Genomic DNA, 22566 nt, shown 5'->3' with positions numbered 1-22566 from the left:
GCGCTCCCGGCTCCGGCAAAGGCAGGATGCCGTCACCGGGTTCCGGCGACGGCACGGCCCGCCACCCGTCCTCCGACGAGACGAGCAGGAAGCCCGATGCCGTGAACGACGGAACGACACACCCGCCCCGCGGTTCCCGCTCAGGCCGGCGGGCGGGGTGACGGCGGCGCGGGGCCGGACCAGGGCGGGGTACGGGCTGCGCCCGGTGCTGCCGGGCCCGGACACGGTCCCGACGACGGTGCTGATCGGGGCGTCCCCGTTCAACAAGGTGTACAGCCCGGCCCGGCTGCGCGAGCACGTGACCTGGTCCGTGTCCCAGGGGCTGCGGGTGCACGTGCTGTTCGCGGGGGTGGAGGCGGCCTACCGTCTGATCGACGCCGGGGACTCCCCGCGCAGGGCGGTGCGCCGCGCCGTCCGGGCGACGCACGAGATGCGGGACGCCTGCCGCACGGCACTGGCGGAGGCCGGCGACGAGGACCCGGACGCGTACCTGCACGTGTGGACGAAGCTGGAGGAGCACGCCCGGTACCGGGAACTGCGTGACCTCGCCACCGCCGCCTACCGCGACCGGCCGGAGTTCCGTACGGCCGTCCACGACGAACTGGTGGGGGCGCTGCGCACCAGTCTGAACCGTGAACCGACCCTGGCCGAGCTGGAGAACTCCGCCCCCTACATCCTCGCGGAGGTCCCGCTGTTCGTCGACGCTCCGGCGATCCTCGGCACCGACAGCGTGATGTTCCTCTACCACCGTGAGCCGCCGATCTTCCTGGCCCTCCACCAGGGCATCGTGCCCGGCCTGGCGCCTTCCCCGGGAATGGGCCTCGGTGTCCTCACCCTGCCCGCGGCACCGGCCACCGCCGCCGGGACCGCGCCCGCCGGGACCGGCCGGGACGCGCTGCCCGACATCCTGGACTGGCCGGTCCGGCCGGGCCCCCACGGCACCGCGCCGCCCGTCTTCGCCCGCCTGCGGGCCTCTTCCCGGGCCCACCGGCTGCGGATGCCGTCCGGTGACCTGTTCTGGATCTTCGTGAGGCGGGAGGACATCGTCCGTGTCACCACCGACCGGCGGTTCTCCCGGAACCTCACCGGCCGCGACGTGCCCCGGTTCGGCCCGGCCGAGGACTTCCAGTCCCTGCCGGGCGCCCTCTTCAACACCGACGCGCCCCGGCACACCCGTATCCGGCGCGTCCTCGACCCCTGCTTCGGCCCCGCGCAGGCGGAGGAGGCCCGTGGCTGGCTGACCGCGCTCGCCGGTGACCTGCTGGAACGGATGGCCGACGGGCCGAACCCGGCCGACCTCGTGGCCTCGTACGCAGTGCCGCTGGCCCTCCGTGCCGCATGCCGTGCGCAGGGCATCCCCGGAGAGCTGCAAGAGCGTCACCTCGATGGTCTCCGTGCCCGCGGCGGGCTCACCACGGGCCCCGCCGGTACCAACGCCCTCCCCCTGACCGTGGGGCTGGCCCGTGACTGCCTGGACGCGGCGGACCCCGCCGCGTCCCATCCGGCCGCCGTGCTCGCCCGCGCCCGCGCCGACGGCACCCTGACCGACGAGGAGGCCGTGGGCACGATGGCCCACCTGATCGTGACCGGGACCGGCCCGGTCGTCGGCCCGGTCCCGGTCATGGCCCTCACCCTGCTCCGTCACCCCCGCGAACTCGACCTGCTGCGCCGCGAACCCGGCCGGTGGCCCGCCGCGGTGGACGAACTCCTGCGCCACCACCACAACGGGCCGATGTCGTTGCCGCGCCTCGCCACCGAGAACGTCCAGGTCGGCGACGTGCTCGTCCGCGCGGGCGAGGCGGTGCTCACGCCCTACCTGGCCGCGCTCCGGGAACCGGACCACTGCGAGCGCGCGGCGGAGTTCGACATCCGGCGCGAGCCGGACGCCCTGAACCTCACCTTCGGCGCGGGCCCGCACTCCTGCCCCGGCGCCTCCTTCGCCCGGGTCTACCTCCAGGTGGCCCTCAGGGGCCTGTTCGACCGGATGCCCCGGCTGGGACTGGCCTGCCGCCCCGAGGACCTCCCGTGGAACGACCCGGAGGACCTGTTCACCCGCCCGAGGAAACTGCCCGTCACCTGGTGACCGTCCAGCGGTCCGTACGGACGGCGACAGCCCGGACGCCCACCCCGCCCCGTCAGCCGGAGTCGCCGATGGGTCCGGTCGGTCCGGTCGGTCCGGTGGGTCCGGTCGGTCCGGTCGGTCCGTGCAGGTGGACGGGGAGTTCCCGGTGGCCGTTGGCGACGAGCGACGGCAGCGGACGCAGCCGGTCGGCGGGGACGGCGAGGGTGAGGTGGGGAAAGCGGGCGAAGAGCATCCGCAGGGCGGTCACGGCTTCCTGCCGGGCAAGGGTGGCGCCGAGGCAGACGTGAACGCCGTACCCGAAGGAGAGGTGTGCTTTGTCGGGCCGGTCCGGTACGAACCGGTCGGCGTCGGCGCCGTGGCGGCGCGGGTGGCGGTTGGCGGCGGAGTAGGCGGCGAGGATCGCCTCGCCCCGGCGGATGAGGTGGCCGCCGGGAAGGGAGATGTCCTGGACGGCGTACCGCATCGGGAGGTAGGGGAGCGGCGCCTGCCAGCGCAGGGTCTCCTCGACGGCATCGGCCCAGGAGACCTCTCCCGCGCGGAGGGCGGCGAGCTCCCCCGGGTGGGTGAGCAGCGCCACGACGGTCTGGTCGATGAGGTTGACCGTGGTCTCGTGCCCGGCGCTGATGATCATCAGCAGGGTGTCGAGGAGTTCCGTCTCGGTGAGCCCGTCGCCGTCGGCGCCGGTGTCCCGGGCCCGGATGAGCTGGGTGGTCAGGTCCTCGCCCGGTCGGGCGCGTTTGGCGGCGACCAGGCCGGCCAGGATCGCGTACAGCTCCTCGCTGTTCGTGACGGCCTGTGCTCCGTCGAGGGTGGTGTCGAAGATACGGTCGACGGTGCGCCGGAAACCGGGCAGCCGGTCGTCGGGCAGACCCATGAGGTGGCTGATGACCCGGATCGGCAGGGCGACGGCGAGTCCTTCGCGCAGATCGGCACACCCGCCGGGCGGGGCCGCCGCGAGGTCGTCCAGCAGTTCCTGGACGATCTCCTCGATGCGGGGCAGGAGCGCGTTGACGCGGCGTCCGGCGAAAGCGGGTCCGACCAGCCGCCGCAGCCGTCGGTGGTCGGCCCCGTAGGCGGTGGTCATCGTCCGCACGCCGACCCACAGGAGCAGCGGCCAGTTCCCGGTCCGGTCGGGAAAGCGGGGCCAGTGCTGGTGGGCGTCCTTGGAGACCCTCGGGTCCAGCAGGAGCTTCTTGAGGAGGTCGTAGTCGGTGACCGCCCAGGCCCGTTCCCCGAGGAGGGTGACGGGGGTGAGGGGGCCGCGTGCGCGGAGCGCGGTGTCCTCGGCGTGACGGTCACTGCCGGTGGGGTCGAGGACGAAAGGCTGCTGCTGTTCCATGGACGGTGTCCCTTCGGGGCCGGAGCGCGTGAGCGGTGAAGCAGGGACGCCCCCTGCCGGACCTCCTTCCGGACTTCCTGACAAACCCCCTGCCGAACCTCTGGTGAACCCCTGATGCCCCTGATGACTCTGATGACTCTGATGCCCCCTGACGGACCCCGGTGTCGTCAGCAGATCTCGCCGGGACGTGCCGCTGTGGCTCTGAGCAGATCCCGTACCAGGTCGAAGTCGATGTTCTCCGGTTTACGGAATCGCAGGCAGCCCTTTCCCATGTCCTGTCCGGCGAGCCTTTCCGCGAACTCCTCGCGGACATCGCCGCGCATGAGGTAGAAGGAGATGTACTGCTTCTGGCTGGCGAACGCGATTTCGGCGGTGCCGTCGCGCTCGTACGCGGGCATGCCGTAGGCCATGACCTCGCCGAAGCCTTTCAGCTCCGCCCGGCACAGCCGTCGCAACCTGGCCAGGGCGTCCCTGCGTTCCTCGGGCACCTCGGTCAGATAGCCGTCCACGTTCTTCGCCTCGCTGCGCACCATTCCCCGAGAATAGGCCGGAGCAGGCCGGAACGGCCGGGCTCCTCACCGGGGCCCGGCCGTTCTCGTCGTCCGCCATCGCCTGTCGCGCCGCAGGCCGCTCAGTCGTCGTCCTCGCCCTCACCCTCGCCGGAGACCACGCTGACGAGTGCGGCGAGCATGTCCGCGCTGCTGCCCTCGTGGTCGCTGCCCGCGGTGCCGCTGCCGCGCTGGGAGTTGGCCGTCCGGTCGACCTCGACCAAGGCGTCGGAGTCCGAGTGGAAGCGGGAGTTGTCGATGACGGTGGCGGTGATCAGACTGCCCTCGGCGGCGGCGGGCGCGGCGCCGCCCGCGAGGAAGAGCACCGCCAGACAGCCGACGGCCAGGACACGGGCGCCGGTCACACGCCGACGCTCTCGCGCGCGGCGGGTACGGGGTGGTGCCGGGCGATGTTCTTGGCCAGCAGCCGGGTGGACTCCCCGACGCCGATGCCGTCCTCCCCGTCCGTGGCCGGCAGCCGCCCGTCGGCGACCCGCAGCTCGGCGAGCGCGGTGTCCATCGCCCGGTGCGCGGCGAACAGGCAGGGGGTGCTGTAGATGGCCACGTCGACACCGAGGTCGGTCAGTTCGCCCAGGGAAAGACGGGGGGACTTGCCGCCCGCGATCTGGTTGAACAGCAGCGGCTTGGTGCCGACCACTTCGCGGATGCGCCGAATCCACTCCACGCTGCGGACACCGTCGACCAGCACGACATCGGCGTCGGTGGCGGCCAGGGCCTCGGCCCGGTGCAGGATGTCGGCCTCCTCGGTCGCGTCGGTGCGGGCGACGACCACCAGGTCCTTGCGGGTCGCCAGCACCATGTCCAGCTTCTCCAGGTACTCGGAGAGGGGAAGGACCTGCTTGCCGTCGGCATGTCCGCAGCGGCGGGGGCGCTTCTGGTCCTCAAGGATGACCCCGGAGGCACCCATGCGCTCCAGTCCTTCCACGACGTGGCAGGCCACCTCGGGGTCGACGTACCCGTCGTCGATGTCCACGAGGAGATGGTGGTGGGGGAAGGCCCCGCGCAGCCGCTGGACGAAGGCCATCATGTCGGGCCAGGCGATGAACCCGATGTCGGGCAGCCCGTAGTAGGAAGCCGCGAAACCGAATCCGGAGACGAACATCCCGTCGTAGTGCCCGGCCGCGACCGAGGCCGAATACATGTCGTACACGCCGATCAGGGGTGTGGTGCCCGGCTCGGCGATCTGGTCGCGCAGCGTCTTTCCGTAACTCATTTTCCGGTCTCCTTCGAGGGGTTCCATGGCATGGAGGCAGGGATGAACAGGCCGCGACACGGCGGCTCTTTACCCAGAAGGAATCATTTACTGACGTTCTCTGGAATCTCCTGTTACGAAGACTTTGCTCACACCAACGGCGTAGCCCGTTCACCACAGAAACGTCACTTGTCCCCTAAAACGCCGGTTCCCGACCGGGAACCGGCCGTCCCCGGGCCGTCCCCGGGCCGTCCCCGTCCGGACCGGACCGGGCCGGTGACGGCGGGTCGGGTAGGTTCGCTCGGGTGGAACGGGCCCGGTCCTGCCGTTCCGTACCGGCGCGCGGCGGTACCGGCGTACGCCGCACCTCCGTACACCGCACCTCCGTACCGCCCGGACGGGGGCGGGCGGCGGGCGCCGGGGCTCGGCGCGCGGGGGGCTCCGTCACCGGTGATGATCTGAGATGAGCCAGGAGGAGCGACCCATGAGCCCGAGCCCGAGCCCGCACGCCGCGCCCGCACGGGCCCGGCTGCTCGCCCGTGTCGCGCTGGCCTTCGCCCTCTGCGCCGTCCTGACGCTGCTCGCGGTCGCGGGCCTGCGCAGCGCCGTCGTGGTCGTGGTCGGTCTGGCCGGGCTGGCCCTCGCCGCCGCCGGGTTCTGGTGGTTCCTGTCCCGCCGGGGCGTCCTGCGGCTCGTGGGGCTGCTGATCGCGGTGGCGGCCCCCGTCGCCGTACTGGTGTATTACCTCGACACCGGGCTGTGGACGGTGGCGCTGGCCGCCCTGGTGCTGTGGGCGGGGGCCCTGGGCTGTGCCTGGGAGGCGCTGCGGTGGGACCTGCCGCAGGGCGGCATGGCGGCGGCGCCGGCCCCGCCGCCCCGCCGGCCGGTACTGATCATGAATCCGAGGTCCGGCGGCGGAAAGGTCGGCGAGTTCGGCCTGGTGGCCAGGGCCGAGGCGCTCGGCGCCCGCGTCATCCTGCTCGACACCGCCACCCCGCAGGACGTGACCGCACTCGCCCGTCAGGCCGTCGCCGACGGAGCCGACCTCCTGGGGGTGGCGGGCGGGGACGGCACCCAGGCCCTGGTCGCCGAGGTCGCCTCCCGGCACGACCTGCCCTTCCTCGTCGTCTCCGCGGGTACCCGCAACCACCTCGCCATGGACCTCGGCCTGGACCGGACCGACCCGTCGACCTGCCTGGAGGCCCTCACCGACGGCGAGGAACTGCGGATCGACCTCGGTACGGTGGCCGGGCGGGCCTTCGTCAACACCGTCTCCTTCGGCGCCTACGCGCAGATCGTGCAGAGCCCCGAATACCGTGACGCCAAGGCCGGGACCGCGCTGGACGCCCTTCCCGACCTGCTGTCCCCGCGCGAGGACGGCACCCGTATCTCCGCGCTCGCCGACGAGACCCTGCTGGAGGAGCCCCAGGTGCTCCTGGTCAGCAACAACCCCTACACGACGGGCGACCCGATCGGTACCGGCCGCAGGCCCCGGCTCGACACCGGGACCCTGGGCGTGCTCGGCCTGCGCGTGACCGACGCGGCGCAGGCGGCCGAAGTCGCCGTCAGGGGCGGCCAGGCCGCGGCGGCCACCGTCCTCGAAGCGCGCACCGTCGTCGTCTCCGCCGACGCCCCGACCATCCCGGTGGCCGTCGACGGCGAGGCCCTCGTCCTGCCCACCCCCGTCCACTGCGCCGTCCGGCCCGGCGCGCTGCGCGTGCGCGTACCGCGCGACCGCCCCGGCACACCCCGCCTGGCCCCGCGCCTGGACTGGAAGCGGGTCGGCGAACTCGCCCTGCGGCGCGCCGCGCCCACCGCCACCGGGAGGTGAGGCCCGTGCGCGGCTTCGCGTCGTCGCTCCGTCGTACCGCACTCGATCTCAGCGCCCTCGACCGGGCGCTCTACGCGGCGGTCGCCGCCACCCCCACACCCACGCTGGACACGGCCCTGCGCAGGCTCTCGGGCGCGGCCGACCATTCCAAGATCTCCTTCGCCGTCGCCGGGCTCCTCTCCCTGCGCGGCGGCGCCCCGCGCACGGCCGCGCTCCTGGGTGTGGGCGCGATCGCCGTGGCCTCGGCCGGGGCCAACCTGCTGGGCAAGAACCTGCTCCCCCGGCACCGGCCCGACCGTGACGCCGCCCAGGTGCCGTGGGCCCGCCAGGTCCCCATGCCCGGCTCCACCTCCTTCCCCTCCGGGCATTCGGCGTCCGCCTTCGCCTTCGCCACGGCGGTGGGGTGCGAGCTGCCGTGGACCGCGGCTCCGCTGAGCCTGCTCGCCGCGACCGTCGCCTACTCCCGCGTCCACACCGGGGTGCACTACCCCGCCGACGTCGCCGCGGGCTCCGTGCTGGGCGTGGCAGCCGCCGCGGCCGTCATCCACCTGGCCCGGCGCAGGGCCGGGTGCGGTGGATGCGGTGGATGTGGTGGGTAGGACGGATACCGCGGACGAGCACGGGCCGGCCGGGGTTCCGGGGGCTTACTACAGAAATCCAGGAACCGCCGGTGTCGAGGGTGAAGAAGCCCGGCCGGGTGAGGCCGTTGTCACCACCGCGGAACGTGCTGGTGCAGGTGGGCCCGGCCTTGATGACCAGGGCGCCGGCGCTGACGGTGCAGGTGCCCTTGATCGACGGTCCGCCATGGCCCAGCCCAGGTCCTGGGTGACGGTGCCGTCACCGGCGAAGACGAGTGTGCCCCCTGTCTCCGGAGGTGTGGAGGTGTGGAGGTGTGGAGATGAGCCTGGACAGGGACGGGTGAACGGGTGAACGGGCGGACACCGGTGGGTGGGTGGTGGGTCCGGGGCCCGTGGTGGCTGGTGGAGTGCAGCCACTCTCCGTCGGCCGCTGACACCCCGCCGGCCACCCGCAGCCATCCGGGAACCGGCCGTCCGGCCGTCCACCCGTCCATCCGTCCATCCGTCAGGAGCCCTGTGCCGTCAGGAGTCCTATGAGGGAGGTGCGGGCGCGGGCCACGCGGGAGCGGACGGTGCCGACGGGACAGCCGATGGCTTCGGCCGCTTCGGCGTAGGGCAGTCCGAGGAGCTGGGTGAGGACGAAGGCGTCCCTGCGCTCGGAGGGGATCGCGGCGAGGAGTTCGCCGAGCACGATGCCGTCCTCGAAGCCGGGGAGCCCGTGGGGCTGCGCCTGTTCGGCGGCCGTCTGCCAGTCGTGCCGGTCCGAGATCCTGGGCCGGGCGGCGGCGTGACGCAGGCTGTCCACGACGGTGCGGCGGGCGATGGACAGCATCCAGGTGCGGGCGGAGGAGCGGCCCTCGAACCGGCCGAGGGAGCCGAACGCGCGGAGGAAGACGTCCTGGGTGAGGTCGTCCGCCGCTTGGGGGTCGGCGCTGAGGTAGGCCACGTAGCGCCAGACGTCGCGGTGCAGTGCGCGGAAGAAACGGTCGGCCTTCGCGGGGTCCCCGTCGCGTGCGGAGAGGGCCAGCCGGGTCACCGCCTCGTCGGAGTCGGGGGCCCGCCGGGCCGGCTTCCGGCCGGACGGGGACGGGTGGACGGGGACGGGTGGACGGGCAGGGCAGGGGTCATCGCCACGGGGTCCTTCGGTGCAAAGGGTGTGTCCGGCACGGTGTGAGGCGGGCCGGTGAAAGGGGTACGGCCTGCGGGCGGGCAGGACCGGTGCCCGGGGCACGGCGAAGCCGCCGGTGCGCGCAGGGGACCGACTGTCGTCAGAGGACAGCGGTTGCCGGTGGCGGGCCCCGTGAGGTGATGGTGTGGGTGAGGAAGAGCTGCCGCGGCCCGGGGCGGCGGCGTTCACGCCGTACGCGGACGCGCGGACGCCGCTGCGGGGTCACCGGCAGGCCGAGGAGGTGGAGCAGGAGCAGGCGCGACCCCAGGAGCAGGGGTGCCCGGAGCCGTCCGGCGAGGGCGCGCGGGATGCGGAACACGGCCCGCTCGCCGTACGCGAGCCACAGGCCTGCGAGTACGGCCGCCAGCAGGTGCGCGGCCAGCATCCCGGCCGGTGACGTGCTTCCCGGTGACATGGAGGCCATGTCGTGCCCGCCCGGCAGGGTGGTCCCGGGGGGCGGGATGTGGTGGGTCGGGGTGTGGTGGGGCAGGGGGAAGGAGATACCTCCCTCGTCGCAAACTCCGGACATCAGCGATGATCACTGCATGAAACTCACCAGTCGACGCACCCTCCTGGCCTCCGCGGCCGCCACGGCCGCAGGCCTTCCCCTCCTCAACGACCTTGCCGGGAACGGCAGCACCGCCGCCGCCGCCACAAGCACAGCGGAGCGGTTCGCCTCGAACGCCGCGCTGTACAGCAGTGACGCCTTCCAGGAAGGCCGCGACTGGGCGCGCCGCTTCCGCTCCGGCACGCGGAGCGAACTGCTCGACAACACGAGCGGCACGAGCGATCCCGTCCGTAGTACGGCGGTCATCGCCCCGCACGGCGGTGGCATCGAGATGGGCACCAGCGAACTGTGTCTCGCCATCGCGGGCTACACCCTCGTCGGGGCCGGAACCGAGCTTCCGGCCCCGGTGGGAGGGGTACCGCAGCGGGACTACTGGATGTTCGAGGGGCTGACGCCCCACGCGGACCTCCATGTCACCTCGACCAACTGCGACGACCCGGCCGCCCTGGCCGTCTGCGGCAACAACCAGTACGCCGTCTCCCTGCACGGGTTCAGCCCGGCCACGGGCCCGGCCAAGCAGATTCTCATCGGTGGCCGGGACGAGCGGCTGATGCGGAACCTGGGGTGGGCGTTCGCCAAGTACGGGTTCACCACCGGGACCAGCAATCCCGACCTGGCGGTGAAGGTGACCATCGCGGGCATCAACACCCCGCTGAACGGTGACGACCCGAAGAACATCGTCAACCGGACCCGCACCGGAGCCGGTGCCCAGCTGGAGATCTCCACCGAACTGCGCGGGGCGATGTTCGGAAGCTTCGAGGGCGGCGCCAACCGCAGGGCGACCGCCGGTGTGAAACCCACCCCCGCCAAGCCCACGGACCACCAGCCCCACTTCTGGAACGGCTTCGTCAACGCCGTGCGTGAAGCCATGGACCGGCACGAGCTCGGCCTCGATTCCCCCGTCGTCTAAGAACCCGGGGTAGGAGCGGTGCCCTGCGACATGCCGGTATCGATATCGGTACTGTCGCAGGCACCACCGGGCCGGTGGACGCGGTGGCCGAGGCGGTCCTCGCGGACACCGGTGGGCCGGACAACGGAGGAGGGCCCGAATCCTGATGGATTCGGGCCCTCCTCGACAGTAGCGGGGACAGGATTTGAACCTGCGACCTCTGGATTATGAGCCCAGCGAGCTACCGAACTGCTCCACCCCGCGGCGGTAAATCCCACAGTACGCCATCACGGCAGGTCCCGGCTACCGCGACCTGCGCGGGAGCCTCCGGCCCCCGCCCGGACCCGCCCCGGCCCGGTGGGCCGGTCAGGTGGGGGCCGGGGGCGGTGACGGGGGTCTCCCGGGGGCTCAGAGCGCGGCGAAGTCGGTGGTGCCGGTCCACCAGGTGCCCGGAGCCCGCGGGTCGCGGCTCGTCCAGAACTCGATCATGCCGCCGACGAACTCCTCCCGGGACAAGGTCCCGTCCCCGTCCCGGTCGAGGTGCCCGAACGCTTCGGCGACCCGCTCCCGGGTCAGGGCGGGGAAGTGGCCGTGCTGGAAGGCGAAGAACTCCTCCCCGTCCACCCTTCCGTCACCGTCCGTGTCCGCCACCGCCAGGAACGCCTCGGCGAGGGCGCCGAGCGTCGCCCGGGCCGCCGCCGGGTCGTCGGCCAGGGTCCGGGTGGAGGCCAGGAACTCCGCGCGGCTCACCGCGTCCGCCCCCGGAGGCAGGTGCGGCAGGTGCAGCTCGCGCCAGATCGCCAGGTACGCCGCGATCACCCGCCGCTCGGCCTCCGACCCTTCGGTGTGCCCGAGGGAGGCGGCGACCGACCGGCCCATCAGGACGTGGTCGTGTTCCGTCAGCCGGTCGTCACCGTCCCGGTCGAGGTGGTCGAAACCGTGGCTGATCTTCCGGATGAGCAGGTCGTCCGACATGCCGCGCCCTTCGGTCGGGTGTTCGGGAGATGTGTTCGGGAGGTTGGTCCCCCTTCGTAACAGGTGGACACGGCCACCGTCCGCCCCTTCCGGAACATCGCCGGTCGGCCCACGGCTCCCACAGCTCCCCGACCACGCACCACGCACCACGCACCACAGCGGGCATACCTCACTTTTCGTCGGTAACCCAGACTCCTCCGGTAACAGCTTGGACGTTTATTGGTCACGCCTTGACCAGAAATTGACAGTTAGGCAAGGCTCGCCATATTGATGTGCACATCAGCTTTTGTTCCCGCGTCCTGCCGTTCCCGGCGCGCGGGCTGTTCAGGAGGCTCCACATGCCCCGTCCGCTCGTCCGCCGCGGCACCGCACTCGCCATGTCCGCGCTCCTCCTCCCCGTCCTCGCCGCCTGTGGTGGCGCGGACGCCGGCAAGGAGAAGGAGGCCGAGAAGAAGGCCGAGCCCACCGCCGCGCAGAGCGCCGGTGAGCTGGTCATCTACTCCGGCCGGAACGAGAAGCTGATCGCCCCGATCATCGAGAAGCTGGAGAAGGCGGTCGGCACCAAGGTGCAGGTCCGCTACGGCGACAGCGCCGAGCTGGCGGCGCAGATCCTCGAAGAGGGCGACAAGACCAAGGCGGGCCTGTTCTTCTCGCAGGACGCCGGTGCGCTCGGCGCGCTCTCCCAGGCCAAGGTGCTGGCGAAGCTCCCGCAGCAGTCCCTGGACAAGGTCGACGCCGCCTACCGCGGCGGCGAGGGCGACTGGGTCGGCGTCTCCGGCCGGTCCCGCGTCATCGCGTACAACCCGCAGAAGGCCCCCAAGGCTCCGGACAGCGTCAAGGACCTGACGAAGCCCGAGTGGAAGGACAAGGTGGGCTACGCGCCCACCAACGCCTCCTTCCAGGCGTTCGTCACCGGCATGCGCGTCCTGGAGGGCGAGGACGCCACCCTGAAGTGGCTCAAGGACCTCAAGGCCAACGGTGCCAAGCCGTACGCCAAGAACGGCGCGGTCCTGGACGCGGTGAACTCCGGCGAGGTCTCCCTCGGCCTGATCAACCACTACTACTGGTACGAGAAGGCCGCCGAGGTCGGCGCCGACAAGCTCACCGCCAAGATCCACTTCCTGCCGGGCGGCGACCCGGGCGCGCTGGTCAACGCGGCGGGCGTCGGCGTCCTGAAGAACGGCGGCCAGAGCGAGGCCGCCGAGAAGGCCGTCGAGTACCTGCTCTCGAACGAGGCCCAGACCTACTTCGCCGACAAGACGAAGGAGTATCCGCTGGCCGCGGGCGTCACCTCCTCCGTGAAGGACCTGCCGGCGCTGGCCTCCCTGGACGCGCCGAAGATCGACCTCGGCAAGCTGGACTCGCTCCAGAAGACGCTGGAGATGCTCAAGGAAGCCGGGATGGTCTGACCGGACCGCGAGACACCCTCACCCCGCTTTCATGAGCACGAACACCTCACGGTCCGTGCGCACCCCGGCTGTCGCGTCCCACGCGGCAGCCGGTCGGCGTCGGCCCCCGCTCGTCCTCCTGCTCCCGGCCACGGCAGCGGCGCTGATCGCGCTGCTGCCGCTCGGCTATCTCGGCGCGCGTTCCCTGGAGCGCGGCTGGGACTTCACCTGGGACATCGTCACCGAGCGGCGCACCCTCGAACTCCTCGGCCGCAGCATGGGGCTGACCGCGATCGTGGTGAGCGCGTCGCTGGTGCTCGGCATCTCGCTGGCCTGGCTGACGGTCCGTACGAACCTGCCGGGCCGGCGGGTCTGGGCCGTGCTCGCGACGCTGCCGCTGGCCGTGCCCAGCTATGTCGCGGCCTTCACCTGGATCTCGGCCGCGCCCTCGCTGGCGGGGCTGCCGGGTGCGGCGATCACGCTCACCTTCGCGTGTTTCCCCTACGTCTTCCTGCCCGTCGCGGCGACCCTGCGCGGGATCGACCCGGCGCAGGAGGAGGCGGCCCGTTCGCTGGGCAGCGGCGCGCTGCGCACCTTCGTACGGGTCACCCTTCCGCAGGTGCGGCCCGCCGCCGCCGGTGGGGCGATCCTCGTCGCGCTGTACGTGCTCTCCGACTTCGGCTCGGTGTCGATCACCCGGTACGACACGTTCACCCGGGCCATCCACTCCTCCTACCAGGCCAGTTTCGACCGCACCCCGGCCGCGGTGCTCGGCTGTGTGCTGGTCGCCATGACCGTGCTCCTGGTGGCGGCGGAGAACCGTACGCGGGGGCGCGCCGGTCACGCGCGGACGGGCCGGGGCAGTGCCCGCCCGCCCGTCAGGCTCCGGCTCGGCGGGTGGACCGGGCCCGCGCTGGCCTGGTGCGCGGCCGTCGCGGCGGCGGCCGTGGCGTTCCCGCTGGCGACCCTCGGCTACTGGCTGACCATCGGCAACTCCGGCTTCGACGGGGAGAAGCTGTGGTCGGCGACGGTCGCCACGGTCACGGTGGCCGCGGTCGGGGCCGCCGTCACCACCCTGCTGGCGCTGCCGGTCGGTGTGCTGTCGGCCCGCCACCGCGGGCGGTTCGCGCGGCTGCTCGAACAGTCCGTGTACGCGGGGCACGCGGTGCCCGGGATCACGGTGGGCCTGGCGCTGGTGTTCTTCTCGGTGCGGTACGCGTACCCGCTCTACCAGGAGCTGCCGCTCCTGATCGTCGCGTACGTCGTCCTGTTCCTGCCGGTGGCGGTGGCCTCGGCGCGGGCGGCCGTCCTACAGGCGCCGCCCGTCCTGGAGGACGTGGCCCGCACGCTGGGGCGGTCGCCGCTCCAGGTGCTGCGGGAGATCACGGTTCCGCTCGCGGCGCCCGGCATCGGGGCGGGTGCGGCGCTCACCTTCGTCGTGATCATGAAGGAGCTCCCGGCGACCCTGCTGCTCCGTCCGACCGGGACGGACACCCTGGCCACCCGGCTGTGGACCGAGACGGGCGCGGGAGCGTTCTCCGGCGCCGCGCCCTACGCCGCGGCCATCGTGCTGATCGCGGCCGTCCCCTCCTACCTGCTCGGAAGGCGCTCATGACTGTCGGGACCGGACTGCGCATCACCGGAGTGACCAGCTCGTACGGGCGTGGCCAGCCGGTCCTGGACGGCCTGGGCCTGACCGTCGGCGAGGGTGAGCTGGCGGCGGTCCTCGGCCCGTCCGGCTGCGGCAAGACCACACTGCTGCGCGTCATCGCGGGGTTCGTCGCGCCCGACGCGGGCGAGGTCGTCCTCGGTGGCCGGACGATCAGCGGACCGGGTGTCCACGTCCCGCCGGAGCGGCGCGGTGTGGGCATCGTCGCCCAGGAGGGGGCGCTCTTCCCCCACCTGAGCGTGGCCCGTAACGTCGCGTTCGGCCTGGTGGGCGCCGGCCGGGCCGAGCGGCGGGCCCGTACGGCCGAGCTGCTCGCTCTCGTCGGCCTCGGTGAGTACGGCGACCGGATGCCCCACGAGCTGTCGGGCGGCCAGCAGCAGCGGGTGGCCCTGGCCCGTGCGCTGGCCCCGCGCCCGGCGCTGGTCCTGCTCGACGAGCCGTTCAGCGCCCTGGACAGTGCGCTGAGGGCGGGGCTGCGTTCCGATGTGCGCGGCGCCCTGCGGGCGGCGGGGGCGACCGCCGTCCTCGTCACCCACGACCAGGAGGAGGCCCTGTCGGTGGCGGACCGGGTCGCCGTCATCCGGGACGGCCGGGTCGCCCAGTGCGGCACTCCCCAGGAGCTGTACGCCCGCCCGGCCGACCCGTGGGTGGCGTCCTTCGTCGGCGAGGCGGTGCTCCTGCCGGGATCGGCGCGGGCGGGGACGGCCACGACCGCGCTGGGCGCGGTGTCCCTGCGCGACGACCGGGGCGGTGAGGGCACGGTGGTGCTGCGGCCCGAGCAGCTCCGGCTCGTCGTCCCCCACGGCGAGGACGCCGCCGCGCGGGGCCGGGTGAGCGAGGTCCGCTTCCACGGCCACGACGCCCTGGTCCTGGTCGAGGTCGGCGGGGCCGGGACGGTGACGGTCCGTACGCCGGGCCCGGTGGAGGTCCGGCCCGGGGACGAGGTCGGTGTCCGGGTGACGGGCGAGGCCGCCTTCCACCGGGACGGCGCGTAGCGCACCCGGACACCCGGCGCGCGGGGGCGGGGGCGGGGGCGGGGGCCGGGCCAACGCCCCCCCGCCCCCGCGCGCCGGGCCGTACGGCCGTCCCGTCGTACGGGTCAGCGGGTCAGCGGGTCAGCGGGTCAGCGCATGTGGGTGGCGGTGATCCGGTGCAGGTGGATCAGGATGTCGTAGCTCTGGGCGAGCCTCGTGGGTTCGTACGCTTCGAGCGGCCACGAGGCGCCGATGTTGCGGGTCCGGTGGACGGTCCGCAGCCAGTCGCGCGCGGCGGGCGGCGCGGCGCGGGTGTCGAGGTAGTAGTCGTGCCGTGACACCTGCTCCAGGGTGCGTTCGCTGCTGTCGGCCTCCGGCGCACCGACCGAGAAGGGCTGGAAGACCATGTCGGGGTCGCCGAGGCGGATGGCGTTGAACGAGCCGCGCCCGAAGGTGAAGCCGATGTTGACGTAACGCCTGCCCAGCTCTTCCCGCAGGAACTCGCCCTGCGTCTTGGGCTGGTACGCGGGCGCGCTCGTCTCCCCGGCGACGTGCGTGTTGTGCGCCGAGAGGAAGACGCGTCCGCCGGTGTGCCGCTGCCACCAGGCGGTGTTCGCCGCCATCATCTCGTCGCGGTAGCGCAGCGCCGCCGGGACGTCGTTGACGAGGTCGAACGCGTCCAGGGTGGCGTTCTGGGCGATGGCCCTGGCGTGCTGGAGGACCAGCGCGTGTTCGCGGGCGTCCGGGCCGGGGGCCCGGCTTTCGAGGAGGACGAGCGCGGCCCGTGCGTCGTCGCGCAGCCGCTGCCGGTCGGCGCGGGGCATGGCCCGCCGGGCCTTCATCGTCTCGTCCACCCCGGCGGTGGGCCGGGACTCCCGGTACAGCCGCTCGATCTCGGGCCGCAGCTCCGGGTCGTGGCGGCCGACGTACGACGTGACCCGGTCGAACAGCACCGGACCCGCGTGGGTGAGGTCGTCCCCCACGATCCGGAGGGGACGGTCGTGGCGGGTGTTCCAGGCCCGCATCCAGCGGAACAGGTCGGCCATCTCCTCGGTGTTCCAGAGGCGACCGCCGTTCTGGAACTCCTCGTCCATGATCGTGGAGAGGTCGCCCCTGCCGTACCGCACCCAGTCGTCCAGGCGCACCCCGGCGCTCCAGTGGATCTCGAAGGCGAAGGTGGTGAAGCCCTTCTCCTCGACGAGGTGCCGGAACAGGCGGTGCTTGGTGGTGACGAACTCGCCCGATCCGTGGGTGGCCTCGCCCACCCCGACGACATCGGCCCCGGCGATCATCCGGCCGAGGGGCCGCAGGTCGGCGTCGTCGGGGGCGTCCGGGGCGGTGGAGCGCAGCGGGTGGGCGGCCCGTGACAGGGCGGACACCGGGTCGCCGGACCGCGGCCCGTCGGCGAGGGCGGTGCCGACGCCCGTCGTCGCGGCGAGGCACAGCATCAGCGGGACGGCCAGCAGCAGCCGGCGTGAGCGCCGCGACGGGCGGGAAGGGCGGGGAGGGGCGGAGTCCTGGGCGTCCCGCATCGCGGGTGAATCGTCTGATCGCATGCACCGAGCCTAGGAACCGCCCCGGCCCGCCCGCATCGCCCACGAGCCCGAGGCCCCAGCTCCCACCCCTCGGCCCCGACCCCGTACCCGAGTCCTGCCCGGTGGGCCGTCCAGGGCGGGCGGGGGGCCTGCCTGCCTCTGCCCGGGGGTGGGGCGGCTACCGGGCCGGGTCGTGGCCCGCCAGGTCTTCCATGGGGGTGCAGCCGGAGAGGTCACCGGCTGCGACGCGTTCCGTGTCCGCGTCGATCTCGGCCCACGCCTGTGGTGGCAGCGCCCACGCCGTCGGCGTCCGCGCGAGCCGGAAGGCGGGGGTCCGCCTGATCTCCGCCTCGAACGCGGCGGCCCGCTCCTCGGTGAGCGTCGCCCGGACGCCCTCGATCGTCGCCGGGACCTGCACGGGCTCACCACCGACCGACGTCGTCCACACCGTCGCCCCGTCCACCGACCGGCTCATGACCGGCGCCTCTCCCCGCGCCATCGGCTCCGCCTGCCGCCGTCACGCTACCCCGCCCCGGCCCCGCCCCGGCCCCGCCCCGGCAGAGCGCGCAACCGCACCGAGGGGCGGCGTCGTCGTGCGGGGTGGGGCGGGCGGCGGACAATGGCGGGTGGGGGGTGTTCCGACGGGAGGCACACTCCATGGGCCAGCGAGGTGGGACACCGTATCCGTCGCCTCGGGAGCGGGCGGAGCGGGGCAGGGCGGCGCGCAAGCGGGCTCCGAGGTCGGGGCACGCGGGCTTCGCCCCGGCGAGGGGCCGGTTCGACCCGGTGGAGGTGGTGGAGGAGCAGTCGGCCACGCGGGTCCCGGAGCTGGTCCCGCTGCGGTACGCGCGGATGACCGAGTCGCCGTTCCGGTTCTACCGGGGGGCCGCCGCGGTCATGGCGGCGGACCTGGCGACGACACCGGACAGCGGGATCGCCGCGCAGCTGTGCGGGGACGCGCACCTGCTGAACTTCCGGCTGCTCGGCTCGCCGGAGCGGCGCCTGGTCTTCGACATCAACGACTTCGACGAGACCCTGCCGGGCCCGTGGGAGTGGGACGTCAAACGGCTCGCCACGAGCCTGGTGATCGCGGGGCGGGAGAACGGTTACCCGGCGAAGGCGCGGGCCCGGATCGTCCGGGCCGCCGTGCGGTCCTACCGGGAGCGGATGCGGGCGTACGCGGGCATGGGGAACCTGGCGGTCTGGTACGACCGCGCCGACATGGAGCAGCTCCAGGTGCTCGCGGACCAGCGGCTCGGCGCGCGGGGGCGGGGGCGGCTGTCCAGGGCGATGGCCAAGGCCCGTACCCGGGACAGTCTGGCGGCGTACGGGAAGCTCACCCACGTCCTCGACGGGGAGCGCCGCTTCGCGCCCGACCCGCCGCTGCTCGTGCCGGTCGAGGACCTGCTGCGGGGCAAGCGGCGCGACGCCTTCGTCCGGGAGCTCCACGAGCTCGTCGGCCGGTACGCGCGGACGCTGTCCACGGAGCGGCGGCAGTTGCTGCGGCAGTACCGGGTGGTCGACATCGCCCGCAAGGTCGTCGGGGTGGGCAGTGTGGGGACCCGGTGCTGGGTCCTGCTGCTCCTGGGCAAGGACGACGGGGACCCGCTGATCCTCCAGGCCAAGGAGGCCGGCCGCTCGGTCCTCGCCCCGTACACCGGGGAGAGCCGCTACGACAACCAGGGGCAGCGGGTGGTCACCGGGCAGCGGATGATGCAGGCCGTCGGGGACGTGTTCCTGGGGTGGGACCGGGTCAGGGGGCTGGACGGGCGCCAACGGGACTTCTACGTACGCCAGTTGCACGACTGGAAGGGCATCGCCGTGCCTCAGGAGATGGTGCCCGACGGGATGCGCCTGTTCGGCGAGTTCTGCGGCGAGACCCTGGCCCGCGCCCACGCCCGCTCCGGCGACCGGATCGCGATCGCCGCGTACCTGGGCGGGGGCGAGTCGTTCGACCGCGCGCTGGCGGAGTTCGCGGAGAGCTACGCCGACCAGAACGAACGCGACCACCGGGCCCTGGTGGAGGCGGTCCGCGCGGGCAGGGTGGCGGCCGGGCCGTCCTGATCCGGCGACGGCCCGGGCGGGGGAGCGGGTTTCGGGCTGCTGTCGGGCGGCTTTCGGGCGGGCTGTCGGGCGGCTTTCGGGCAAGTGCAACTGAACGAGTGGTTTGGCACCTGGCGCCCTACTACCGGGTCCCGGGGCTCCCCAGGCTGTCGGGCAGGACGGCGCGAGCAGCCGTCGAGGGGACCGTACGAGCCGGGTCACCGACCCGGCGGACCGGTCATCAGCAAAGGGGAAGCCGTGGCCACGTACACGACCGAGATCGGGACCGGTGGCGGCGGATGGCAGCCGGACCAGCCGCTCAAGATCTCCATCGCCAACCGTGCGAACGTCGTTCCCGAGAGCGGCGCTCCCGCCACCGGGACCACGGTCACCTGGTCCGGCGACGCGGGAAAGGGGAGCGTCACCTTCTTCGACGACGGCTCCTCGTTCTCGGGAACCGCCCAGTTCCCGGGCGAGGGGCCGGTCTCCTACCGGGGAAGGCGGGTCAACTGACCCGCTGACACACCAGCGTGCTGCGCGGGCCCCGTCGGCCGACACCGGCGGGGCCCGTCACCGTACCGCCCCGTCGCCGTATCTCTTCGTCGCCGTATCTCTTCGTCGCCCTGTCTCCCCGTCTCCTCGTCTCCCTCCTGAACAGCGCGGCTCCCCCTCCGCGCGGAGGTTAGGGTGTTCTGCCGTCACACGGAACCGGGAGCACGGCGGCCCACAGCTCGCGTGCCACGTGCTGTGTGCTGTGTGCTGTGTGCTGTGTGCTGTGTGCTGTGTGCTCACGACAGGACCTGGACCACCGTGACGGCGGGTACGACACATCCACGACCACTTGGGGGACCGGTGGCCATCACGGCTGCGCACGCACGACAGGCCCGGCCACTGCGCATAACGGAGCTCGACGCCCTGCGCGGTTTCGCGCTCCTGGGCATCTTGCTGGTCAACGCGTTGATGATGGCCGGTCCGTACGGCCTCGGCGCCGTCGCCGACCCGGACGCGTCCGTCTTCGACCGGACCGTGGAGGGACTCGTCCAGACCTTCGTGGTCGGCAAGTTCTACCTCCTCTTCTCGTTCCTCTTCGGCTACAGCTTCACCCTCCAGCTGGAGTCGGCCGAGCGGGACGGCGCCCGGGCCGTACCCCGGCAACTGCGCCGTACGCTCGGCCTGTTCGCGCTCGGGTCCCTGCACGCCGTGCTGCTGTACGTCGGGGACATCCTCGTCACGTACGCCCTCCTCGGCCTGATCCTGATCGCCGCGCGCAACTGCTCACCGCGCGCGGCCCGGCGCGCCGCTCTGATCGTGCACGGCTGCGCGGGCGCCCTCCTGCTGCTGCTGGGGGCGCTCTTCCTGCTCATGCCGGACGCGGAGGCCGCCGCACTGGACGCCGAGCTGGCCGCCGACTTCCCCGCGCTGGTGGCCGCGTACCACGGTGACGCCGTCTCCGTGGTGCGGGCCAACCTGAGCGAGCTGCCCGACGTGCTGCTCAGCACGCTGCTGATGGGCGGCTTCGTCCTGGCGGCCTTCCTGGTCGGGGTCGACTGCGGCAAACGCCGCCTGCTCACCGGCACCGGCGCCGGCACCGGCACCGGCGCGGAAGGCCATCGCGCGGGCACGGAGGACCACCGTGCGCGCCTGCGCCGCATCTGCCTGCTCGGCGCCCTCGTGGGCCTGCCCGGCAGCCTCTTCATGGCGCTGGCCGCCGGTGGCCCGCTCGGGCCCCGGTGGATGATGCTCGGCCAGGCGGTGGGAACGCTCACGGCGCCGGCCCTCACCGCCGCGTACGTCTGCGGGATGCTCCTGTTCCTGCGGAGCGCGCGCGGCAGGCGTGCGAGCGCGCTCCTCGCCCCCGCCGGCCGGATGGCGCTGACGAACTACCTGAGCCAGTCCCTGGTGATGGCCCTGGTCTTCACCGCCTACGGTCTCGCCCTGTACGACCGTCTCGGCCCGGCCGTCGTCGTGCTGGGCGTGTTCGTGCTGTACGCCGCCCAGCTCGCCCTCAGCACCTGGCTCATGGCCCGCTACCGGTACGGCCCCGTGGAGTGGCTGCTGCGGACGGTCACCCTGGCCCGGCTCCCCCACGCCCGCTCCCGTCCGGACGCGAAGGCGCGCTGACACCTGGCGGTACCGGCCCTGGTCCCCCGCGAGGAGGCGAATCCAAGGGGCCGGGGGTTGTCCCCACCCCGTGGGGGCCCGCTGGCCGGATGGATCGGTGGATCATGAACACGCAGGCTGGACGTGTCCGGATTTTTCCGATCGAAGGGAACCTTCTGTGTTCAGCCTGAAGTCCGTACGACGACGACGCATCACGGCGCGCGCCGGTGCCGTCGCCCTGGCCGCCGTGGTGTGCGCCACCGTGACGACCGGTACCGCCCAGGCGATCGTCAACGGGAAGGATTCCAGCGAGCGTTACCCGTTCATGGCGTCGTTCCCCGTGACGGCGGTCGCCGATCCCTCGGTCAAGGGGCTCTGCGGTGCCTCCCTGGTCCATCCGCAGTGGGTGCTGACGGCGGCCCACTGCGTCGACCCCGGCCTGGTGGAGCCGGACGGCACCGTCCGCATCGGCAGCGAGCGGCGGACGTCCGGGGGCACGGTCCGTGCCGTCGGGCGGATCGTGACCCACCCGGGCTACGCGCAGGGCACGCCCAACCGGGACGACGTCGCGCTGATCCGTCTGGACCGCCCGGTCGCCGAGAAGCCCGTCCGGATCGCCGAGAAGCCCGGCCGTCCCGGTACCCCGACCCGGCTCCTGGGCTTCGGCACCGTCGACCTCACCCGGTGGGTGTTCCCCGAGCGGCTCCAGCAGCTCGAAGCCCGCCGGGGGTCCGACTCCGAGTGCGCGCCCGGCTACGCGGACAGGACCCGGCTGTGCACGGTGAGCCGGGTGCCGGACGCCATGGCGTGCAACGGGGATTCCGGCGGGCCGCAGGTCCAGCGGGGCAAGGGCGGGCGGTGGGAGCTGATCGGGACCACCTCGGGCCCCGGCGCGCCCTCCCCCGACTGTGTGAGCGGGCCGGGCCTCTACAGCAGTGTGCCCGCCTACGCGGACTGGATACGCCGGACGATCAGCAGCCACGGCTGACCGGCTCACGGCTGCGCAGCAGCACGGCCGGCCCGTACGACCACCCGTACGGGCGGCAGGCCCCCCGGTCCGGGCTCCGGGCCGGGGAGGGAGCCGGGCGGCGGCCCGGTCGCGCCGTGGCGCTGCCGCGTCAGGAGCAGTACGCGATGGCCTGCGCGAACTGGATGTCCTGGGCGGTGGGGTTGTGGAACATGATCTCCCACGAGTCGTTCGGGGTGGCGTGGCCGAACGCGAAGGACATGATGGGGATGACCGTCTCCCCCGCACTGGTCACCCAGCCGCCGGAGACGGCCGTCTGGCCGCTGGGGCACGTGGCGATGCTGACGGCCGACTTGCCCGCGGGCACGGGAACCCGGTTGCCCCGCACCTCCTTGGTGGTGGCGGCCCCGCTGCTCTGCGCGGCCGTCGCCGGGCCGGCGAAGGCGAAGGCCAGGGCCAGCGCGACCCCGGCGACCGCGCCGCACCTCACCCGTCCGCCGCCGCGGGACCCACGGGCCGGGCGCCCCGTACAGGACGCCCCTTTCTTGTCCTCAGGACTCATCTGCCCGCTCCTTGATCTGTCTGACCCGCTCGGCCTGCATGGCCTGTTCGGCCTGCATGATCCGTCGGTTCCCGGAGCGGGAACCGGTGTGGCCAGCGTGACCGCGTCCCCGGGCGCCCGCTCGCCGTACGTGGAC

The 22566-nt window shown here is 73.1% G+C and carries 20 protein-coding genes, 1 tRNA gene and 1 pseudogene; 11 read left to right on the top strand and 11 right to left on the bottom strand.

What is annotated here, in order from left to right; translation table 11 throughout:
* The first annotated feature begins 157 nt into the window (after positions 1 to 157).
* A complete protein-coding gene (locus tag ACIA5F_RS09330) occupies positions 158 to 2083 on the top strand; it encodes a tRNA-dependent cyclodipeptide synthase (RefSeq protein ID WP_399350884.1) in 1926 nt (641 codons plus the stop codon).
* Positions 2084 to 2135: 52 nt separating this feature from the next.
* Here the strand turns inward: ACIA5F_RS09330 and ACIA5F_RS09325 are convergent, their stop codons facing one another.
* The 4 genes from ACIA5F_RS09325 to ACIA5F_RS09310 form a co-directional block, all read right to left on the bottom strand.
* Positions 2136 to 3422, bottom strand: a complete 1287-nt coding sequence (locus ACIA5F_RS09325) for a cytochrome P450 (RefSeq protein ID WP_399350882.1) — start codon at positions 3420 to 3422, stop codon at positions 2136 to 2138.
* 167 nt (positions 3423 to 3589) lie between these two features.
* A complete protein-coding gene (locus ACIA5F_RS09320; RefSeq protein ID WP_399350880.1) occupies positions 3590 to 3955 on the bottom strand; it encodes an iron chaperone in 366 nt (121 codons plus the stop codon).
* Between the two features lie 98 nt (positions 3956 to 4053).
* Positions 4054 to 4335 carry a hypothetical protein gene (locus ACIA5F_RS09315; protein WP_399350878.1) on the bottom strand — a complete coding sequence of 94 codons (282 nt, stop codon included), beginning with the start codon at positions 4333 to 4335 and terminating at the stop codon, positions 4054 to 4056.
* Positions 4332 to 5204: an oxaloacetate decarboxylase gene (locus ACIA5F_RS09310; protein ID WP_399350876.1), complete on the bottom strand. Its 873-nt coding sequence runs from the start codon at positions 5202 to 5204 to the stop codon at positions 4332 to 4334. The genes ACIA5F_RS09315 and ACIA5F_RS09310 overlap by 4 nt, the downstream gene beginning before the upstream one ends.
* Positions 5205 to 5667: 463 nt before the next feature.
* On the opposite strand from ACIA5F_RS09310, the gene ACIA5F_RS09305 reads away from it, so the two are divergent.
* Both ACIA5F_RS09305 and ACIA5F_RS09300 read left to right on the top strand, forming a co-directional pair.
* A complete protein-coding gene (locus ACIA5F_RS09305; protein ID WP_399350874.1) occupies positions 5668 to 7014 on the top strand; it encodes a diacylglycerol/lipid kinase family protein in 1347 nt (448 codons plus the stop codon).
* A complete protein-coding gene (locus ACIA5F_RS09300; RefSeq protein WP_399350872.1) occupies positions 7011 to 7613 on the top strand; it encodes a phosphatase PAP2 family protein in 603 nt (200 codons plus the stop codon). The genes ACIA5F_RS09305 and ACIA5F_RS09300 overlap by 4 nt, the downstream gene beginning before the upstream one ends.
* Positions 7614 to 8097: 484 nt before the next feature.
* On the opposite strand, the pseudogene ACIA5F_RS09295 reads toward ACIA5F_RS09300, so the two are convergent.
* A pseudogene (locus tag ACIA5F_RS09295) lies at positions 8098 to 8643 on the bottom strand (sigma-70 family RNA polymerase sigma factor); the annotation flags it as partial.
* A 217-nt stretch (positions 8644 to 8860) separates the two neighbouring features.
* A complete protein-coding gene (locus tag ACIA5F_RS09290) occupies positions 8861 to 9289 on the bottom strand; it encodes a hypothetical protein (protein WP_399350870.1) in 429 nt (142 codons plus the stop codon).
* 16 nt (positions 9290 to 9305) lie between these two features.
* Between ACIA5F_RS09290 and ACIA5F_RS09285 the strand changes: the two genes are divergently transcribed.
* Entirely contained in the window at positions 9306 to 10238 is a 933-nt protein-coding gene (locus ACIA5F_RS09285) for a poly-gamma-glutamate hydrolase family protein (RefSeq protein WP_399350868.1), read from the top strand.
* A gap of 169 nt (positions 10239 to 10407) precedes the next feature.
* Here ACIA5F_RS09285 and ACIA5F_RS09280 read toward each other — a convergent pair.
* Positions 10408 to 10481, bottom strand: a tRNA-Met gene (locus tag ACIA5F_RS09280).
* A 144-nt stretch (positions 10482 to 10625) separates the two neighbouring features.
* Positions 10626 to 11192 carry an EF-hand domain-containing protein gene (locus ACIA5F_RS09275; RefSeq protein ID WP_399350866.1) on the bottom strand — a complete coding sequence of 189 codons (567 nt, stop codon included), beginning with the start codon at positions 11190 to 11192 and terminating at the stop codon, positions 10626 to 10628.
* A gap of 338 nt (positions 11193 to 11530) precedes the next feature.
* Here ACIA5F_RS09275 and ACIA5F_RS09270 point away from each other — a divergent pair, with 338 nt between their 5' ends.
* From ACIA5F_RS09270 to ACIA5F_RS09260, 3 genes are read left to right on the top strand one after another with little or no spacing between them, the layout of a single operon-like run.
* Positions 11531 to 12601, top strand: a complete 1071-nt coding sequence (locus ACIA5F_RS09270) for an iron ABC transporter substrate-binding protein (RefSeq protein WP_399350864.1) — start codon at positions 11531 to 11533, stop codon at positions 12599 to 12601.
* A gap of 31 nt (positions 12602 to 12632) precedes the next feature.
* A complete protein-coding gene (locus ACIA5F_RS09265; protein ID WP_399350862.1) occupies positions 12633 to 14195 on the top strand; it encodes an ABC transporter permease in 1563 nt (520 codons plus the stop codon).
* Positions 14192 to 15244 carry an ABC transporter ATP-binding protein gene (locus tag ACIA5F_RS09260; protein ID WP_399350860.1) on the top strand — a complete coding sequence of 351 codons (1053 nt, stop codon included), beginning with the start codon at positions 14192 to 14194 and terminating at the stop codon, positions 15242 to 15244. Before ACIA5F_RS09265 ends, ACIA5F_RS09260 begins: the two co-directional genes overlap by 4 nt.
* A gap of 128 nt (positions 15245 to 15372) precedes the next feature.
* Here ACIA5F_RS09260 and ACIA5F_RS09255 read toward each other — a convergent pair whose 3' ends face one another.
* Both ACIA5F_RS09255 and ACIA5F_RS09250 read right to left on the bottom strand, forming a co-directional pair.
* Positions 15373 to 16779, bottom strand: a complete 1407-nt coding sequence (locus ACIA5F_RS09255) for an erythromycin esterase family protein (RefSeq protein WP_399350858.1) — start codon at positions 16777 to 16779, stop codon at positions 15373 to 15375.
* 157 nt (positions 16780 to 16936) lie between these two features.
* Entirely contained in the window at positions 16937 to 17233 is a 297-nt protein-coding gene (locus ACIA5F_RS09250; protein WP_399350857.1) for a hypothetical protein, read from the bottom strand.
* Between the two features lie 182 nt (positions 17234 to 17415).
* Here ACIA5F_RS09250 and ACIA5F_RS09245 point away from each other — a divergent pair, with 182 nt between their 5' ends.
* The 4 genes from ACIA5F_RS09245 to ACIA5F_RS09230 all read left to right on the top strand — a co-directional run bounded on the left by ACIA5F_RS09245 (position 17416) and on the right by ACIA5F_RS09230 (position 21889).
* Complete coding sequence (locus tag ACIA5F_RS09245) at positions 17416 to 18822, top strand: DUF2252 domain-containing protein (RefSeq protein WP_399350855.1); 1407 nt, start codon at positions 17416 to 17418, stop codon at positions 18820 to 18822.
* Positions 18823 to 19059: 237 nt separating this feature from the next.
* Positions 19060 to 19314, top strand: coding sequence for a hypothetical protein (locus ACIA5F_RS09240; RefSeq protein WP_399350853.1), 255 nt, complete (start codon positions 19060 to 19062; stop codon positions 19312 to 19314).
* Between the two features lie 339 nt (positions 19315 to 19653).
* Positions 19654 to 20922: a DUF418 domain-containing protein gene (locus ACIA5F_RS09235; protein WP_399350851.1), complete on the top strand. Its 1269-nt coding sequence runs from the start codon at positions 19654 to 19656 to the stop codon at positions 20920 to 20922.
* Between the two features lie 157 nt (positions 20923 to 21079).
* Positions 21080 to 21889 carry a S1 family peptidase gene (locus tag ACIA5F_RS09230; protein WP_399350849.1) on the top strand — a complete coding sequence of 270 codons (810 nt, stop codon included), beginning with the start codon at positions 21080 to 21082 and terminating at the stop codon, positions 21887 to 21889.
* A 130-nt stretch (positions 21890 to 22019) separates the two neighbouring features.
* On the opposite strand, the gene ACIA5F_RS09225 is transcribed toward ACIA5F_RS09230, so the two are convergent.
* Complete coding sequence (locus ACIA5F_RS09225; RefSeq protein ID WP_399350847.1) at positions 22020 to 22430, bottom strand: hypothetical protein; 411 nt, start codon at positions 22428 to 22430, stop codon at positions 22020 to 22022.
* Positions 22431 to 22566 lie beyond the last annotated feature (136 nt).

This window comes from Streptomyces sp. NPDC051567, assembly GCF_044454165.1.
In the GTDB taxonomy this organism is placed as follows: domain Bacteria; phylum Actinomycetota; class Actinomycetes; order Streptomycetales; family Streptomycetaceae; genus Streptomyces.
Note: the sequence above shows the minus strand (reverse complement) of the source record. Positions and strands in the feature narration are given on the sequence as shown.

Coding starts and splice junctions, on each gene's coding strand:
- ACIA5F_RS09305 (WP_399350874.1), top strand. CDS start 5,668: ATGAGCCCGAGCCCGAGCCCGCACGCCGCGCCCGCACGGGCCCGGCTG.
- ACIA5F_RS09270 (WP_399350864.1), top strand. CDS start 11,531: ATGCCCCGTCCGCTCGTCCGCCGCGGCACCGCACTCGCCATGTCCGCG.
- ACIA5F_RS09275 (WP_399350866.1), bottom strand. CDS start 11,192: ATGTCGGACGACCTGCTCATCCGGAAGATCAGCCACGGTTTCGACCAC.
- ACIA5F_RS09260 (WP_399350860.1), top strand. CDS start 14,192: ATGACTGTCGGGACCGGACTGCGCATCACCGGAGTGACCAGCTCGTAC.
- ACIA5F_RS09245 (WP_399350855.1), top strand. CDS start 17,416: ATGGGCCAGCGAGGTGGGACACCGTATCCGTCGCCTCGGGAGCGGGCG.
- ACIA5F_RS09250 (WP_399350857.1), bottom strand. CDS start 17,233: ATGAGCCGGTCGGTGGACGGGGCGACGGTGTGGACGACGTCGGTCGGT.
- ACIA5F_RS09265 (WP_399350862.1), top strand. CDS start 12,633: ATGAGCACGAACACCTCACGGTCCGTGCGCACCCCGGCTGTCGCGTCC.
- ACIA5F_RS09325 (WP_399350882.1), bottom strand. CDS start 3,422: ATGGAACAGCAGCAGCCTTTCGTCCTCGACCCCACCGGCAGTGACCGT.
- ACIA5F_RS09285 (WP_399350868.1), top strand. CDS start 9,306: ATGAAACTCACCAGTCGACGCACCCTCCTGGCCTCCGCGGCCGCCACG.
- ACIA5F_RS09310 (WP_399350876.1), bottom strand. CDS start 5,204: ATGAGTTACGGAAAGACGCTGCGCGACCAGATCGCCGAGCCGGGCACC.
- ACIA5F_RS09290 (WP_399350870.1), bottom strand. CDS start 9,289: ATGTCCGGAGTTTGCGACGAGGGAGGTATCTCCTTCCCCCTGCCCCAC.
- ACIA5F_RS09255 (WP_399350858.1), bottom strand. CDS start 16,779: ATGCGATCAGACGATTCACCCGCGATGCGGGACGCCCAGGACTCCGCC.
- ACIA5F_RS09320 (WP_399350880.1), bottom strand. CDS start 3,955: ATGGTGCGCAGCGAGGCGAAGAACGTGGACGGCTATCTGACCGAGGTG.
- ACIA5F_RS09225 (WP_399350847.1), bottom strand. CDS start 22,430: ATGAGTCCTGAGGACAAGAAAGGGGCGTCCTGTACGGGGCGCCCGGCC.